At 48.9% G+C, this 17,052-nt stretch carries 14 protein-coding genes; 10 read left to right on the forward strand and 4 right to left on the reverse strand.

All coding sequences use genetic code 11. The features are described from left to right. Positions 1–51: 51 nt before the first annotated feature. A complete protein-coding gene (locus tag KNO68_RS01190; protein ID WP_214730799.1) occupies positions 52–1,488 on the reverse strand; it encodes a protein adenylyltransferase SelO in 1,437 nt (478 codons plus the stop codon). 109 nt (positions 1,489–1,597) lie between these two features. Here KNO68_RS01190 and KNO68_RS01195 point away from each other — a divergent pair, with 109 nt between their 5' ends. The 3 genes from KNO68_RS01195 (at position 1,598) to KNO68_RS01205 (ending at position 7,294) form a co-directional block, all read left to right on the forward strand. Further along, positions 1,598–2,800 (forward strand): bifunctional folylpolyglutamate synthase/dihydrofolate synthase, encoded by a 1,203-nt coding sequence (locus tag KNO68_RS01195; protein ID WP_214730801.1) that lies wholly within the window; start codon positions 1,598–1,600, stop codon positions 2,798–2,800. A gap of 92 nt (positions 2,801–2,892) precedes the next feature. Further along, the gene (locus tag KNO68_RS01200; RefSeq protein ID WP_251024816.1) at positions 2,893–6,627 is read left to right on the forward strand and encodes a DUF5057 domain-containing protein; all 3,735 of its coding nucleotides are present in this window, start codon (positions 2,893–2,895) and stop codon (positions 6,625–6,627) included. A 22-nt stretch (positions 6,628–6,649) separates the two neighbouring features. Further along, entirely contained in the window at positions 6,650–7,294 is a 645-nt protein-coding gene (locus tag KNO68_RS01205) for a hypothetical protein (RefSeq protein ID WP_215187608.1), read from the forward strand. 46 nt (positions 7,295–7,340) lie between these two features. On the opposite strand, the gene KNO68_RS01210 is transcribed toward KNO68_RS01205, so the two are convergent. From KNO68_RS01210 to KNO68_RS01220, 3 genes are read right to left on the reverse strand one after another with little or no spacing between them, the layout of a single operon-like run. Then, a complete protein-coding gene (locus KNO68_RS01210) occupies positions 7,341–8,990 on the reverse strand; it encodes a hypothetical protein (RefSeq protein WP_215111944.1) in 1,650 nt (549 codons plus the stop codon). Between the two features lie 16 nt (positions 8,991–9,006). Continuing rightward, positions 9,007–9,570, reverse strand: coding sequence for a prepilin-type N-terminal cleavage/methylation domain-containing protein (locus KNO68_RS01215; RefSeq protein ID WP_251024817.1), 564 nt, complete (start codon positions 9,568–9,570; stop codon positions 9,007–9,009). Then, complete coding sequence (locus tag KNO68_RS01220) at positions 9,518–9,973, reverse strand: type IV pilus modification PilV family protein (RefSeq protein WP_215111945.1); 456 nt, start codon at positions 9,971–9,973, stop codon at positions 9,518–9,520. The genes KNO68_RS01215 and KNO68_RS01220 overlap by 53 nt, the downstream gene beginning before the upstream one ends. A gap of 157 nt (positions 9,974–10,130) precedes the next feature. Between KNO68_RS01220 and KNO68_RS01225 the strand changes: the two genes are divergently transcribed. From KNO68_RS01225 to KNO68_RS01255, 7 genes are all read left to right on the forward strand, one after another. Next, on the forward strand, positions 10,131–11,351 hold the full coding sequence (locus KNO68_RS01225) for a G5 domain-containing protein (protein WP_215111946.1): 1,221 nt from the start codon (positions 10,131–10,133) through the stop codon (positions 11,349–11,351). Further along, a complete protein-coding gene (locus KNO68_RS01230) occupies positions 11,348–11,638 on the forward strand; it encodes a hypothetical protein (protein WP_078146549.1) in 291 nt (96 codons plus the stop codon). Before KNO68_RS01225 ends, KNO68_RS01230 begins: the two co-directional genes overlap by 4 nt. 1 nt (position 11,639) lies before the next feature. Next, the gene (locus tag KNO68_RS01235; protein ID WP_215111947.1) at positions 11,640–13,310 is read left to right on the forward strand and encodes a GspE/PulE family protein; all 1,671 of its coding nucleotides are present in this window, start codon (positions 11,640–11,642) and stop codon (positions 13,308–13,310) included. Continuing rightward, positions 13,303–14,340: a type IV pilus twitching motility protein PilT gene (locus KNO68_RS01240; RefSeq protein WP_015881136.1), complete on the forward strand. Its 1,038-nt coding sequence runs from the start codon at positions 13,303–13,305 to the stop codon at positions 14,338–14,340. Before KNO68_RS01235 ends, KNO68_RS01240 begins: the two co-directional genes overlap by 8 nt. A 6-nt stretch (positions 14,341–14,346) precedes the next feature. Beyond that, on the forward strand, positions 14,347–15,564 hold the full coding sequence (locus KNO68_RS01245) for a type II secretion system F family protein (protein WP_215111948.1): 1,218 nt from the start codon (positions 14,347–14,349) through the stop codon (positions 15,562–15,564). A 141-nt stretch (positions 15,565–15,705) separates the two neighbouring features. After that, a complete protein-coding gene (locus KNO68_RS01250; protein ID WP_215111949.1) occupies positions 15,706–16,194 on the forward strand; it encodes a prepilin-type N-terminal cleavage/methylation domain-containing protein in 489 nt (162 codons plus the stop codon). Between the two features lie 98 nt (positions 16,195–16,292). Next, positions 16,293–17,045, forward strand: coding sequence for a prepilin peptidase (locus tag KNO68_RS01255; RefSeq protein WP_215111950.1), 753 nt, complete (start codon positions 16,293–16,295; stop codon positions 17,043–17,045). Positions 17,046–17,052: the final 7 nt, after the last annotated feature.

Genomic DNA, 17,052 nt, shown 5'->3' on the forward strand with positions numbered 1-17,052 from the left:
GTAAGAAATAAAAAGAAGTTTCAAAAAACTATCTCGCAAAAGCGAGATGGTTCACGTGCCACAAAACGTTTGATACGGATACGTCCGCGGTGGACCTGCTGATACGTACTCAGACGGTTGATTGTAGTTATAGGGGTCACGCAAAATCGTGAGTAGCGCCTCGGTCGGGCCGAAGTCGCCTCGTTCTGCTGCTTGAATCGCTTTTTCGACATGATGATTTCGAGGAATGACGGCCGGGTTGTATTGGCGCATGATTCGACTGACGTCCTCGTCCGGGAGACCTTGTTCGCTTAGGCGTTTTCGCCAAGCGTCAATCCACGCCTTCCCGTCTTCCCGAGTTGCGAATGGGAGCGATTCAATCTCACCGAGCGTCAACGAGCGGAACGTATTCGTATAATCTGCCTCCGTCTCTACCATCAACCGAAGCAGTTCATCCGTTAGCGCATCGTCACCGTCTTTTCGGACGAATAGGCCAATCTTATGCGCGAGTCCGGTAAAGTATGCTTCTTTATACAACTCGGTATAACGGGTGAGTTGTTTGTTCGCCACATCGACCGCTTCTTCTTTCGTCTCGCCAAGGAGCGGCAGCAATGTCTCTGCGAGTCGGGCGAGGTTCCAAGACCCGATATATGGTTGATTCGCATAAGCGTAACGTCCGTCTCGGTCAATCGAACTGAAGACCGTCTCCGGATGATACGTGTCCATGAACGCGCATGGTCCGTAATCGAGACCTTCTCCGCTGATGAACATATTGTCCGTATTCATCACCCCATGAATGAACCCGACAAGTTGCCAGTTGGCAATCAGTCTCGCCTGTCTTTCGACGACGCGTCCGAGGAACTGTTCATAGCGATTCGGTGCATCGATCAAGTCTGGGTCGTGTCGTTTGATGGCTATTTCAGTAAGAGCGATGACGTCATCGATGGAGCCGGCGCCTGCCGCGAATTGGAATGTTCCGACACGAAGATGACTTGAGGCGACCCGAGTCAGGATCGCTCCATGCTTCGGACCTTGACGCATGATGGCTTCCCCTGTCTGAACGACGGCGAGCGCCCGGTTCGTCGGGATGCCGAGAGCGTGCATCGCCTCGCTGATGATGAACTCGCGTACCATCGGCCCGAGTGCGGCACGTCCGTCACCCCCTCTAGAATATTCTGTCGGTCCAGAACCCTTCAGTTGCACATCGACACGTTTCCCGTTCGGAGTCACATGTTCTCCGAGCATGAGGGCGCGTCCGTCCCCGAGCATCGTCAAGTTGCCGAATTGGTGTCCGGCATAAGCTTGAGAGAAAGACGTCTCGGTTTGACGATTGCCGGCAAGTAAGGCGATGTCTTGTTTGAGTGTTTGCGCATCAAGGCCGAGCGAAGCGGCTAATGAATCGTTAAACAAGACGAGTGTCGGGTTGTCGACCGGATGGATCGGTCCACGGTCGTAAAAGATGTCACGTAGTTCGAGGTACGTCGCCTCGAAGTTCCAGTCAGTTGTCATGGCGCATGCCTCCTTCTTCGCTTCGAGTATAGCACAGACTGTTTTCCATAACGGCTGTCGTGAATTTTGATAAGATGAAACAGAAGTGTAAACAGTAGGAGTGTGGAAGATGAAGACGAGACAAGATGTATTCGATTGGTTGAGTGGACAGCTTCGCTTCGGGATCAAACCGGGTCTTGAGCGGATGAGCTGGATAATTGAGCAGTTAGGGTTAGAAGAACGCCCATCCATCCATGTGGCCGGGACGAACGGAAAAGGGTCGACCGTCGCGTTTTTACGGGCGATGGCGATGGAGAACGGCTTATCCGTCGGCACATTTACCTCCCCTTATATCATTCAGTTCGAGGAGAGGATCATGTTGAACGGGGAACCGATTCCGGAAGACGCGCTCGTCGCCGTGGCGAATCAAGTCAAAGCGTGTGCGGACGATGCGCCAGAGACGTTGACGGAGTTCGAGCTCTTGACGATGATGGCATGGTGCTATTTTGATGACGCACGTCCAGACTTGATTATTTGGGAAGTCGGTCTCGGGGGTCGCCTCGATTCGACGAACGTATTGAAGCAGCCACTCGCGACCATTGTCACGTCAATTGGACATGACCATCAAGGCATTCTCGGCGATACGCTTGAAGAGATTGCACAAGAGAAATACGGCATCGTGAAACGTGATGTCCCGATGTTCCATAGTATCGGTGAGGAACGATTGGTTGAGTTGTTGCATCAAAAAGGGGACGACGTAGGTGCTTCCATTCATGATGTTCGTCCACTCGTGAAAAAAATTGTGGACGGGGCAGAGACCGTCGTGACTTATAAGAATATGCCATCTGTCGTGCTCGGATTGACAGGACATCATCAAGCGTATAACGGGGCGTGTGCCGTGGCGGTGGCGCGTCACCTCGGTTGGCGCGATGACGCCATCCAAAAAGGGCTCGAGCGAGCACAACATCCGGGGCGGTATGAGCTCGTCTCCAAACGACCGCGTATCATTTTAGACGGGGCACATAATCCGGAAGGCATCGAGGCCTTGGTTTTACAAGCCAAATATGAGACAGACGTGACAGTGTTGACGGCGATTTTAGAAGATAAAGACCGTGACAAGATGATTCACGCGCTTCAAGAAATTGGAGACGTTTACGAAACGACATTTGACTTTCCGCGTGCTAGAACGAAAGCACAACTAGAGAAAGATGGGGCGCGCTTTGTCGAATGGAAAGCATGGCTACAGAATTGGGTCGAGTCACCGACAAACGAGACGTTGATCGTGACCGGGTCTCTTTATTTCATCAGTGAAGTGAGACGTTTCCTAAGCTAAAACATTTACCTGATGTCAAAGAAATAGATGTATATTTTTTCAAGTGGGTGGGATAATTAGTAGTGAAGACTAAAAATAGGGAGGACTATACATTGCGTAAACTCATGCAATACATAGCGGTTCTCGTATTAATCATATCCATTATTCCACAGAGAGTAGTTGCGGAGACCAATCAACCGATTTTAAACGTATTGATTCTTCGTGATGCTTTTACTTCTTCGAAAGTACTTTCAGTGACTGAATACAATAATGCGGTGAATTTGTATCGTGCTTCACTGAGTGTAAATACTGCGAAAGTGAATGCGCAGTTCATGACTATTAAACAATTTAATGCATCCCGTTTTCCGATGACAGGTGCATTCGATGCGGTCATGATTGGGAGCAGTCCTTTAACTGAGAAATATAAAAATGGGACACTTGTCGTCAACTCGAAAAATCATGATACGACAAATCAATTGAACGATTTGACAGAATTGAAAGCCACGGAACTATTCAACACGGTTGTCCGTGTCGGCTTGCCGCTTCTGATGCATGAGGATGCTGCGAACGGCGATACACAGTTAAAACGTTTGGCAGCCTATCAACGTGATTATGCGAACGTGAAAGTCTTTAATCGAAATGATCAACAGAATATTGATCGTGAGATGGCGCAGCAGTTGAATCAACTCACCATTTCCCGTCCGAGATTTCAATCAACTGAAGTGAAGTATAACAATCAGTCGATTAGCAATCAGACGATTCAAGTGAAAGATGGTGTCCGTCATCCAATCAACTTTGCCTATACTTTATCGCAACCACCAACTTCTTCAGCATTCGTAGAATTGTATATCGATTACGACCATAACGATCGATTTGATGCGGATGAAAAAGTCATTGAGCAACAGGCAAAAGAATCGGGAACGCTCAATTTTACGTTATCGCGTCCGACGTTTAGCGGACCGAAGAACTGGATGCTCGTCGTCAAGGATGCATTGACAGGTCGAGCAGATTATCGTAAGGGGAGTATTCTCTACCTCGATGAAAAAGTGAAAGCGAACATCTTGCAGCTCACTGCTGGAACCGGCACGAACGGAAGAATTTCAAGCTATTTATCTAATATGTTAGTAGACCCGGCTGGAAATTATGAATTCAATTTAACGGACGGTACAACGAGTCAGTTCGAGGGTGGTACTTATGACCAGGCATTACTCAAAAACGACTACGATATGCTGATTTTTGGATTCCAGGATTCGTACAACGTTTATGGAAGCATGAATGCTGCGGCCACTGCGAAAGTCAAACGTTTCAGTGAAACAGGACAAGGTGTCATGTTGACGCACGATACAATTTTCCGTACGAATAGTTCATCATCACCTACGTCCGAGTGGGAACGTCAATTTGTGAATACCAATCCTTCACTGAATATCTCAGGGCAAAAAATGTATACGAACATGGGATTTGGTGCTCCTGAAACAACCAATAAGGCAGTTAAGGTACAGGATGGGATTTTCACATCTTATCCGTATCGCCTCGATGATTCAATCAAAAATATCTCAAATACCCATAACCAATACTTCACTCTCGATTTGAACGATCCGGATGTGACGCCTTGGTACAACCTGTATTCAACAGGTGGAAATCGTGTATATGGAGATGCAAGCAACCATTACTACACGTATACAAAAAACAACTTCACCTACTCCGGTGCAGGGCACACGAACAAATTCTCAGTAGAAGATGAGAAAAAAATCTTCATCAATACGATGTATCGCGCCTTTATCGGGGCGAACCATAAACCTTACAACGTGATTGAGTCCGTCAGTGATTCAAACCAGTCCTATACCTCTGCTGATTTAAAAGCCGGGACTGTTGAAGTGACTGCTGGACAAGACGTTAGATTGATGTGGCGACCGAGCGACTATGACTTCCAAGACTTGTTCCTCAACTCAACCATCACATATAACGGGAAACAGGTCGCATTCGAAAACTTACGTAACTACGAAGTCAAAGAGTTTACGATTCCAGCAGCGGATGTTGTCGCGGACCGACCGATTGAAGTGAAAATCGAGACGTCCGATCAACGGAATGCGAAGGTGATCGATACGTTCACCATCAACGTCAAACGAGCGGAAAATGTTTCCGACTTGATTCAAGTGTCCCGTTCGATTGATCCGTCGACGATCAACCTATATGAAACGGGAACGATTCACTATCAAGTTCAATATCCGGAACGTTTTGACCGATTACCGAATCAGTTGGGCGATAAGTTTTTACGAGTGGATTTAACGACCTTCACAGAAAAACTACCGAGCCAACTCGAAGTGGTGGCGATTCGTGATGCGAACGGAAACGAATATCCTGTCACCAACCCGAATGAAATCAAGTTACAGCTGAAACCCGATTTGTACTATGAACGAAACGGGAACACGAACATTTTCCTCCCGAACGATAGTGGAAATCGAACCATGAAGTTTGAAGTAGTCGTTCGAGCCATCGAGCCTTCTGCTTCACTCATCCAATTGAAAAAAGCGGATAACCAATTAACGACGTTGATTGAGTATTCGAAGAAGCGTAATCACATTTTAGATAAGCACAATGACTGGGATAAGGAACTAGAGGTTCAATCGTCATTCCCAGACTTGCTGATCAATATCGGGGCGCCGTACGCGTACGAAGCGAAGATTCCTGACGTCACGTTACAAATCGGGGCACAGCAAATTGTGAGTCCGACCATCACGGATGCGAAAGGCAACAACTTTACGAACCCGAAATGGAAAAGCTTGAAGTGGGAAATCGTTGATGCGAACGGTGTTGCGAAACTCGTCACCCAAGGAAACAATGCGATTGTGACCGGTTTGAAAACAGGAACTGCGAAATTGCGATTGACAATCGATCCGGGCGATAAGAAACCTCTTGTCATAGCTGAGTCGAAAGTCAATGTTATCAGTCCGCCTGAGCAACTCGCCATCCCGTCGACAGAGCTATATGTCGATCAAACGACTACGGTCACACCAAAAGTCATGCCCGAAACGGCTCAATACAAGTCGGTTCGCTATGTCGTCGAATCTGGGGATAGTGTGAAGTTTGAACAAGTTGGCAACAACTTGAACATCATTGGACTGAAACCGGGTACGACTCAGTTTAAGGCGACTGTGGATGTCGGTGACCTCTTCGGTGGCTTGAATATCGCTACTCCGAGCACCGTCTTTACCATCCAAGTCAAGGCACCATCCTTGAGCCAAACGCCGAGCCAACTCGACCTTTGGGTATGGGATAGTTTGGACGAAGAAAAACGTGTAAATGAAGTCGCCTCGATTCAAGTGACCTCAACACCAACCGTATCCATTCCGTTTGAACGAATCGGGTCCATCCCATCTGCTTTGACGGTGACACAAAATGCGACAGGATATGAATTACGTGCCAACCATGGTTACGGAACTAATGGTGTCGTGACTGACATTCCAATTCAGACGACATTCGATGACAATGCGTTACGAAACATTCGTTCGAACACGTCGATTGTCCGTGTCAACGAATACCCGAACCAATTGATGTCAAAAGACATGACAATCAATATTGGTGAAGGGACGGCACCACGACTACCTCTTCTTGAGTACTGGCCTACGACTTCGACTTGGCGTGACTATCGCATGGAGATTGTATCCGGCGAAGAATATGTTCAAGTGAGTGGATCAGGAAAAGAGTTGATTCCAGTGAAACCTGGTGTGGCGAAAGTGGAAGTCTACACGACGCTTCCGGCTGGAAAACCGTTTGAGGCCGTGAAGGACACGTTTTATGTACGCACCATCCAAACGAATGCCTCAGGACAGGATGATGACCGTTATTAAGTGAATGGCAGAAAGTTGGCGAATGATGAATCGCAAGCGAATAATGTTTGGCATCACCGGATTGATTCTCGTCATCGGATTGGGAGGGCTCCTGTACTGGAGTCAATCCCAACCCGAGCTCTCGCAGTTATCCGGTGACGATTTAGTAAAAGAAGTGAGTCAACGCTCTTCGGTGACAGAAGAAGAATTGACAGATTTACAGGCAAGGGAAGAATGGGAGGCCGTCCGACTTGTTCTAGAAGACAAAAAAGTTGTGCCGACAGCCGAGCAATTCGCCACGGCAGTGACGCTCGCACCTCTAGACGTGATTGAAGCATACTTCGAACAAGGACTTGACCCATTTGAAGAAGTGGAAGGGATGCCCGTCATCACACCATTGTTCAGTGCGAACGGCAGTCCGGATCAATGGAAGCTGGCGATGCGTTACGTTGAAGACGAACGACTCCTTGGGATTGCGGTCGACTCGTTGAATCTCGATGCGGTCAAAGAACTCCTCGGGCAAGGCTATACGATTCAAGATACCGAATCGGTGTTATTGCAGCCTGTTCGTCACAATCAAGTCGAGTTAACGCAACTGCTTCTCGACAACGGCGCGCAATGGACAAAGGAAATAGAACAGACGGCCAAAGACTACAACTCGGACCTCATTCTAAAGATGGGGAACTAAAAAAAACGGCTTCTTCTCAATCAGAGAGGAAGCCGATTTTTTGAATTCATTTCAATTGAACAGGGTGACTGACGAAGAATTGCAGTTGATTCGTGACAGGGAGTGTTTCCAATTGATTGAACACGGAATCGTTATACGTCAGTTTCAATCGAGACTTTTCGGCCTCGTGAGCTGGAACTTGACGGTCGAAGTTCTCAGCTGGACTTAAGCCGTTGCCCCCAGTAAATTCCCCTCTAAAGACGTTCACTTCGAGTGGTCCTTTGCTGTACAGACCTCCATTGACTTCGAGAATGGATCCGACCGCATACACATAGGTCGGTTCGTTCGAGTCACTATACATGAATGCCTGGAGTGTCGTCGGTGTGTCATCAAACTCGTTGATTCGGTTCAACAGGATCTTTCCTTTAGATAACAGGATGAGCGAGTTCCCTTTGTCTTCATCAATCGGAAGAATATTGGCTCGGTCGATGAACGTATCGCCGAGCGTGTAGACCGTCGAACTGAAGGAGACGTTCCCTTTAATGGTCAAGTCACCACGTACGATTAGCGGCCGTGCAATCGTCAGCTTCTCAAGTGATTCAATGACGACGTCCCCGTCGAAAAGGAGCGGGGCATTCGACTCGGTGATGGATTCCGTGACATACATGGCGCGATCGGAAATGGCATCCGGTAATGTCACGATGGTCGGGTCGGTGAGTGCGTTATAAGCATCCGCCCGTAAGTACGAAGTCGGGCGTTCGATAATCGAGGTGCCATCTTCCGATAAAACCCTCTCGAGTTCGAATACTTGATCGGTCGAGCGAATCAGACCTTCTCCAAAGATTTTTGAGTCGACATTGTTGGTGTAGGCGAGCGGTGTGTCAAGTCGTCGATTTAAAAATTCGATGATGGAGTAGTCGTATTGGAATGGAGAAAAGCGACTCGGGGACACCCCGGCGTCCGCCTTCTCGCCAGCTTGTTCCGTACCTACCGTGAAGTAGTTCTCTTGCTGGCAACTCAAGCAATCGCTCAATTCGACTAAATCGATTCGGCCATTCAAGTGAAGGCGACTGGAATCGACATTTTCAATCTGTTTCGCCACACCATCCAATTGGAAGTTCGCTTGGCGCATGAAAGCGAGGGGACCACCTGAATAGATATTCCCTTGAATCGTCGGCATGCCGTTTACGTCTAACTGTTGGTCGGACCCGAGGACGTAGTATAAAAAGGACGGGAGAGCCGTCAAATACAAATCTTGTGTGTATTCAACGGTAAGCTCCGGTTGTTCCGGATTCACTTGTCGCGATGCCGTGACGTTCACTTGGAGAATCGTCGTGAACGGTGCCGTTTGAATCGTCGTATCCATCGCATCTTTCTTCAAATCAATGGAATAGCGGACCTCGCTGTCTGTCGTCAAATCCGTAAACGGCTCGTCATTGACAAGTAGCGATTGTACTGCCGTTTGAAATGCCGCTTCCGACTCCATATGGGTCGGGACTTCCGCTTCTCCATGGAGCGGGAACTGGGTCCGAACCTCATCGGCGATGAGGCGAAGTGCGCTTTTCGCATCTTCATTCAGCTGTGTATCTTCTGTTCGGATGACGGTCAATTTATTCGTCGCCAAGTTGACTTGCATGGCCGCAAGTGACAGAACGGCGAGGGCCGCCATCGTCACGAGGACAAGAACGAGGACATATCCGTCTTCACGTTTTCGCATCAGGATGCCTCCTTTCTTAGAATGGGATGGAGCTTTCAAATGTCGTCACAGAATCGGGATCGTTCGACTGAGTCAAATCCATCTCGATTTCGATGAGTCCACCGGTCATGTAAGTCGGGCGTCTTGGATCGGACACGGGATCTTTTAACTGGATGGTCATCCGTTCGACCGTGATTTGTGGATTGGAAGGCGTAAATGAATCTTCTGAGAGAATCAAATCGGTCGGCACATACCCTGCCTCCCGGTAAATCATGCCGGCTTCCGAGATGCCTGGAGCGGACAATCGATAAAATTGAAACGAGCCGTCCACTTCCGTCACGGCGTCAAATTCGGTCCGGTTCACCTCAGAGAGCACGGAGGCAATCAAATAATCGGCCTCGCTTCGAAGGTCACTCGTCTCATTCGTCATTTGAAAACCGAGCGTTCCTGTGATGAAGGCTGTAATGATGACGCCGCTCAAAATCGAAGCGACAACGACCGTGACGAGCAACTCGACGAGCGTGAAGCCGTCTTCACGTTTCTTCATCTCAGTCAGTTGTCGGGACAGCCGTTTCAGGGAACGGTTCGCGTAATGTCGCATTCGATATGACTCCTTTCAAGATGACGGGGGTTTGCAAACGGTCGGTCGTCACCGAGATTTCCACTTCAATGGTGTGCCCAGGTAAGGTGGACAGCGATTGAATGGTTGCGGTATACGTGTCCCCATGGATTCGTGTGTCTCTACAAAAATCGCACTCTGAGCTGATCCCGTCCCGATTCAACAATTGACGCAGTTCAAACGGTTCATCAACGGATGCGGCCCGTCGATTTAAAGTATGTAGCGTGTTTTGCGCCACTTGGTTCGCAATCGTTTGATTGAGACTGTCGTGTGTCGTCTTCAAACTTTGGCTGAAAATCGAAAGTAAAGAAAATGAGACAATGGAAAGAACAACGATGGAGACGAGCACTTCGACGAGCGTAAAACCTTTTTCGGAATGCGACAAGACATTGACCTCCTATTCAAAAAAAGTAAAACAATCGGAAAATAACGTATGCAATACTGAATTAAATGTTATTTTTTGTACAATACATATTATACTAAAGTTATACGCTGAACGGATATATAGAATAGAAGTCGGATTAGACACGGGGGGATTTTACATGAAGCGGTATGGGATGCATCTTTTCATTTTGATTGGACTCGTCGTACTCGTGACATTACCGACGATCGGACTCGTCAATTATTTAGACGCGTCCGCTGAGTCGAGTGCTACATATAAAAAAGACACGACGGTCGCGGGTGTCGACGTATCAGGGATGACGAAAGAAGAAGCGAATGTTCGTCTTGATAATGCGATTAAAGATTTTAAAACGGCACCCTTTTCAATCAATCTGATGGATGGGACAGTCATGGAGGTTGGCAAAGAGGTCGTGACGTTCGATGTATCGAATACGTTAGACTCCATCAAAGATACAGGTGCTTATCCTCTATTGACATCTGTAGATGAAACGAAAGTCGAGCCTTATCTCGAAGGTCAGCCTGTGACGTTGACGATGATTGCCCCGGCGTTGATGGATGCTGCGTCAAACCTTGAATCGAACGTGACGCTAGAGCAAGTCGCGGCGGAAAGCGAGGTCGTCGCCTCGTTCACCGTGAGCCCGACACCGGCCATGCAGTCAACCCTTGACCGAATGAATGGATTCGAGATGGCGGCGGGCGACATCTTCAGTCTCAAGTCGTTTGGAGAAGATTTCGAAGCGCTCACGACACTCGGGTCTTCGTTCTATCGCCTATTTGCGGCGACACCGTTTGCCATTCTTGAACGTGTACCGCATGAAACACTTCCTTCCGGGGTGGAACTAGGCTATGACACGAAAGTCGATGAGCGCTCAAACTTTGCTGTTCAAAACCGAGAAGACACATCATATGCCATCCTCGTCTTGAATGAAGGGGGTTCTGTGACGGTCCAATTGCTCGGTCAACCTTTTGACGCCGCTTTCGAAGCGAGAGTGGAAGAAGTGAAGACGGTACCGCATCAAAAAGTCGTGCGCTTCTCATCTTCGCTCCCATCTGGCAGTTCATCGGTCACCCAGTCAGGTCAAGATGGACAGTCAGGTAAGCTGTATCGTGTCACGGTGACTGAAGAAGGAGAGACGATGGAATTACTCGGGTTTGATTTTTATGCCCCGACACCGGAAATCGTGACGAAGAGTTCCGTGCCGCTTCCGCCACCAGATCCGGTCGAACCGGTCATTCCGACATTCCCGGATGAGGACGAGGAGGAAGAAGACCCGTTCCCGAATGATTCGAACGACGACCCGTTTGAAGCAGAACCGCCAGTATTAGAAGAAGAACCTGAAGAAGAGGAGGCAGTGGGATGATTGGCTATTTGATTTTACTCGGCTTTTGGGTACTCGCCACATTGACGCTGTTCGCCTTATCCGTTCCGATGATGCGAAAACGTGAAACGAAACTTGTCATCAGTCTATGGACGGCACTCTTATCTAGCGGCGTCTACGTGATGGTAGAGGAATCACTCGTACAAACATGGTGGGCATGGTTGGTTCTCGTTGTATTGTTGATTGGAGGGGTGGCTGCGAGCGTCTTTGTCGAAGAACGGAATGACAAGGCCGAGCAGGAGGAGGCTCCTCAAAGGATGGTGAAGTAACGTGAGACGAACGAAACGAAGATTAGGTGAGATGCTGATCGAGGCTGCGCTTATTACGACGAATCAGCTCGATGAGGCGCTTGAACAGAAGCGTCCCGGAGAAAAACTAGGGGACGCCTTAATTCGACTAAACCATATTACCGAGACACAGTTGATTCAAATGATTCACGAACAGTTGCATGTGCCAATCATTGAGTTGTACTCCTATGACATCAATGTGACGGTCACGAAGCTCGTACCGAAAGCATTGGCACAAAAGCACGATATCATGCCATTTGAATTGAATGGGAATACGCTTCATGTCGCAACGGCCGACCCACTCGATCTCATTGCCATCGATGACGTCCGTCTTCAGACCGGGATGAACATCGAGATTGGCATCGCGACGAGAGAACAGATTCGAAAGACGATCAGTCGATACTATGAGATGGATCACTCGCTCGTCGAAATTTTAAAAGAGGATGCTCCCGAAATCGAACGACAAGAAACAATCAGTCGAGACGATGCACCGATTATTCGACTCGTGAACCAGTTGTTCTTAAGTGCCATCGACCAACGCGCTTCGGATATTCACTTCGACCCACATGAGAAGCAACTCCACGTCCGTTTTCGAATTGATGGGGACTTGCGTACCGAGACGGTATATCCGAAGAAGATTCAAAGCGTCATGCTGACGCGTCTCAAAGTTATGAGTAACCTCGACATCACAGAAAGTCGCCTACCACAAGATGGGCGAATCAAGTACACGCTACGCAATCGCGCCTATGATTTTCGCGTCTCGACACTCCCGACGATGTATGGGGAGAAAATCGTTATTCGGGTCCTCGATTCATCGCAAGGGCTGACCGATTTGACGAAACTCGGATTTGGCGAGCGAAACGAACAGGCGTACCGTGACATGCTGAAACGTCCGAACGGGATTATCCTGATTACCGGTCCGACCGGTTCAGGGAAGTCCTCGACATTGTACGCTTCGTTGAAAGAACTGAATGATGAGACGAAAAACATCATTACGGTAGAAGACCCGGTCGAGTATCAACTTGACGGCATCAACCAGGTTCAGGTCAACTCGAAAGTCGGCTTGACGTTCGCGTCAGGGCTTCGTTCGATTTTACGTCAAGACCCGAACATCGTCATGGTCGGAGAGATTCGGGATACGGAGACGGCTGAGATTGCCATTCGTGCCTCGCTCACGGGTCACCTTGTCCTGTCAACGCTACATACGAACTCGGCAATCAGCTCCATCACCCGTCTCGTCGATATGGGAGTTGAGCCGTTCCTCGTCGCCGCTTCGACGACGGGACTCGTGGCACAACGACTCGTTCGACGCGTCTGTCGTGATTGTGGTCAAGTCGAACCGGTATCGAAGAGTGAACGTAGCCTGTTCGACGCTGAAGGTGTTCACATCGACCACATCGTTCGGGGAAAAGGGTGCTCGTCATGCAACTTCACAGGGTACCGTGGGCGCCTCGCCATTCACGAAGTCATCCCGATTGATGAAGGCTTGCGCCGGATGATCATGAACCAGGCGACCGAGTCTGAGATGGTCGACTATGCCAAGTCACAAGGAGCGACATTCCTCCTTGAGGACGGATTAGAAAAAGTCGCCGCCGGTTTGACGACGACCGAGGAAATATTACGAACGGTCATTACGGAGAATGCTTATGATTAATCAATCGATCGAAACCATCTTGACGAATGCGGTCGAGAAACGTGCCTCGGATATTCACCTGACAGCCGGTTCTCCTCCGATCATTCGAGTAGATGGGAGTCTCATTACGATGGGCGAGGAGAAGGTATTGCCGCACCATCTTGAAGGATATTTAAAAGAAATTATGACCGATGATATGCGCGAACGTCTCGAGCATGATCGGGATCTCGATTTTTCGTTCGGTGTCCCACGTGTCTCTCGTTTTCGGGTCAACGCCTACTATCAACGAGGCACGATCGCCATCGCATTCCGGTCCATTTCCGGGGAAATCCCGACATTGAACGAGCTCAATCTGCCGACGGTGCTGAAGCGTTTGATTGAGAAACCGCATGGTCTCATCTTGGTCACGGGTCCGACGGGTTCAGGGAAATCGACGACGCTCGCCGCGATGATTCATGAAATCAATCGGACACAGCGAAAACGGATCATCACGCTAGAAGATCCGATCGAGTATTTGCATTCCCATGATCAAAGCATCGTCGACCAACGGGAAATCGGCTCTGACGTCATGAAATTTGTGAGTGGTCTAAGAGCCGCCTTACGGCAAGACCCTGACGTCATTCTGCTCGGGGAGATGCGTGACTTGGAGACCATCTCGACGGCGATGACCGCCGCAGAGACGGGGCACCTCGTCATGGCAACGCTCCATACATCGAGTGCGATGTCGACGGTGAGTCGAATCATCGATGCGTTTCCGGCCGAGCAACAAGATCAAATCCGGACACAACTCGCCAACGTGCTGCTTGGCGTCGTGAGTCAACGGTTATTTCCACGGATTGATGTGCCGAAAGGCCGCGTCGCCGCCATGGAAATCATGTTGGGGAATCCGGCAGTTGCCAACTTGATTCGAAATGAAAAAGAGTTCCAGTTGCCGACCGTCATCCAGACGAGTCGCCAACACGGGATGCAGTCGATGGATGCTGCCATCGAACAACTCGTTCGGCAAGGGATTATCAACCCGAACGCCGTCCCGACAGAAGAGATGAGGTGATGAGTGATGGCGATATTTCAGTATGAAGGAAAGCTCCTGAACGGGAAGCGTAAGAAAGGTCGCATCACGGCCGTCTCGCTTCGGGAAGCGAAAGAAAAGTTGCGTCAAGAGTCGATTCTCGTAACGGACTTGTCCGAGCTCGAGTCGACCGGACTGAACATGGAAGTGAATCTGCTTCCGGAACGGGTAAAAATCGAGCACTTGATCATGTACGTCCGTCAGTTCGCGACGCTCATCCGGGCAGGTGTCCCGATTGTTCGTGCAACCTCAATTTTACGGGTACAGACCGAGTCGAACGTATTGAAGAAAGCATTGAGTCAAGTGGAGGATGATTTGAAAGAAGGGATTGCCTATTCTGAGGCGATTAAAAAACACCCACGCGTCTTTTCGAACTTCTTTAGTTCGATGGCACTTGCCGGGGAGACGAGTGGGAACTTGGAGGAGGCGCTCGATCAAATCGGGCTCCAACTCCAAAAGCAATATGACGTGAAGCGGAAGGTCATTTCTGCCCTCATGTATCCGTTGGTCGTTTCCATCGTCGCCATCGGCGTTGTCGCCTTTTTGATGGTGAACGTCGTTCCGACATTCGCGAGCATCTTTGGTCAACTCGGTGGCGAGCTTCCGCTCATCACACGAATTGTTGTCGCAGTCTCCGATTTCATCGCGGCCTTTTGGTGGCTGTTACTTGGACTCGCGATTCTTGGAGTTCTCACCTTCACCTGGATGTTGAAGCGGGACCGGGAACGGTTCGTGATCGATGGCTTGCTATTGAAGATGCCGATTTTTGGAACGATTGTGATGAAATCTCAGATTGCATTGCTAACGCGAAGTTTAGCGGTCCTCCTACAGGCAGCCGTCCCGATTTTGACGGCGATTGAAATCACCGAACGTATCGTATCGAACCGCGTCATCCGGAAAGGACTGACGGAGGCACGTGACATGATGGCGCAAGGGGTCCCGCTTCACGAGCCGCTCATGCGAAATGCGAACTTCCCGGCACTCATGACTCAGATGATCGCCGTCGGGGAAGAGAGCGGTGATTTGGATTCGATGTTGAACGAAGTCGCTGAGTTTTATGAGACGGAGGTCGAGACGACAACCGACCGCTTGAAGTCGATTATCGAGCCGCTTCTCATCGTCGTATTGGCAAGCGTCGTCGGAGTCATCGTCATCTCGATCGTCGTCCCGATGTTCCAAATCTATGGTGATATTCAGAATCAGTAAAGGAATATGCAAGCTCTTGAAAATATACCTTTTCAATACTATATTTAGAAGGTATAGTAAAATTGTTCTACTTCTATATTAGGTCTAAAGTAATTTATCTAGTTTACACACAGCACATTACGTAAAAGGGGAGAATGAATCATGGTAGAGAAGTTGAAAATGATTTGGCAAGATGCCAAACAGTTAAAAGATGAGCGTGGGCTCACACTCGTCGAGTTACTCGTCGTCGTCGTTATTTTAGGAATTATCGCAGCCATCGCAGTCGTTGCGATTGGTGGGATCATCGAGAACTCGAAGAAAGATGCAATGGTTGCTGATGCGAAGCAGATGGTCAGTGCGGCGAAGTTGTATGTTGCTTCGAATGACGTTGCTGACGGAACGGTAATTCGCTTTGTTGGAACTAAAGGTTCTACAGAGGTAGATGGTTCAAATATGATTGATACGATGAAAGATCCATTCGGTTCGACTTCGACTTCGACTTATGCTAATGGTGTTGTTTATGTTTCTAAAGATACAAACAATAAATACAAGTACCAAGTATGGCTAGATGGAGCAGAAGATATTGGCACTGCGGCTACAGCAGCTGGAACGATTGCAAGTGGTGATTTAGATAAAGATGATGTTAAATAACGTGTAAAGCAAAACATCCCTCCGGCTGGCGCTGGGCACTCGCTCAGCCTAGCCGGTTTTCTATTTTTGGCATATACTGACAAAAGGAGGATCCTTCCTTGATTGAATCGATTGGATTCCTATATAGCATCGTCCTCGGGGCGGTCATCACATCGTTCACCAACGTCGTCGGGCTCCGCGTGCCACGTCAGCAATCGATCGTGACGCCGCGGTCACATTGTCCGTCTTGCGGTCACGAATTGTCACCGTGGGAACTCATCCCGATTTTCGGCTATCTCGCCCTAAGAGGCAGATGTCATGGGTGTGGCGAGCGGATCGCGCCGACGTATCCGATTTTTGAATTACTTGGAGCCATTGGATATGGCTATAGCTTTTCACTCTACGGATTCAGTGTGACGACGCTACTCGCGTTCGCTTTCTTGTCAACCTTACTCGCTTTGGCGATGTCTGATTTATCGACGATGCTCGTGCCGAATGTCATCTTGAAATTCACGGCACCGGTATTACTCTTCCTCACCTATCTCACAGGGGCATCCTGGTGGAACCCGCTTGTAGGGGCGCTACTCGGATTTTCGCTCCTAGCGACCGTCTTTTTCGTGTCAAAAGGGGGACTTGGGGCAGGGGACGTCAAATTGTTTACTATGATTGGTCTTGTGCTCGGTCCGCGTGACGTGCTCGTCGCCTTGTTTCTATCGAGTTTGATTGGGGCAATTGTCGGGATTGGGTTGATGATGACAAAAAAAATCGGGCGAAAGCAACCGATTCCGTTCGTCCCGTCGATTGCGCTAGGGACGATGTTGACGTTTTGGTTTAGTGAAAGTTTTTTTGATTGGTATTTTGAGTTGATGTAGGGGGAAA

This window comes from Exiguobacterium sp. s75, assembly GCF_018617145.1.
Taxonomy (GTDB): Bacteria; Bacillota; Bacilli; order Exiguobacteriales; family Exiguobacteriaceae; genus Exiguobacterium; species Exiguobacterium profundum.

Coding starts and splice junctions, on each gene's coding strand:
- KNO68_RS01190 (WP_214730799.1), bottom strand. CDS start 1,488: ATGACAACTGACTGGAACTTCGAGGCGACGTACCTCGAACTACGTGAC.
- KNO68_RS01195 (WP_214730801.1), top strand. CDS start 1,598: ATGAAGACGAGACAAGATGTATTCGATTGGTTGAGTGGACAGCTTCGC.
- KNO68_RS01205 (WP_215187608.1), top strand. CDS start 6,650: ATGATGAATCGCAAGCGAATAATGTTTGGCATCACCGGATTGATTCTC.
- KNO68_RS01210 (WP_215111944.1), bottom strand. CDS start 8,990: ATGCGAAAACGTGAAGACGGATATGTCCTCGTTCTTGTCCTCGTGACG.
- KNO68_RS01215 (WP_251024817.1), bottom strand. CDS start 9,570: ATGCGACATTACGCGAACCGTTCCCTGAAACGGCTGTCCCGACAACTG.
- KNO68_RS01225 (WP_215111946.1), top strand. CDS start 10,131: ATGAAGCGGTATGGGATGCATCTTTTCATTTTGATTGGACTCGTCGTA.
- KNO68_RS01230 (WP_078146549.1), top strand. CDS start 11,348: ATGATTGGCTATTTGATTTTACTCGGCTTTTGGGTACTCGCCACATTG.
- KNO68_RS01240 (WP_015881136.1), top strand. CDS start 13,303: ATGATTAATCAATCGATCGAAACCATCTTGACGAATGCGGTCGAGAAA.
- KNO68_RS01245 (WP_215111948.1), top strand. CDS start 14,347: ATGGCGATATTTCAGTATGAAGGAAAGCTCCTGAACGGGAAGCGTAAG.
- KNO68_RS01250 (WP_215111949.1), top strand. CDS start 15,706: ATGGTAGAGAAGTTGAAAATGATTTGGCAAGATGCCAAACAGTTAAAA.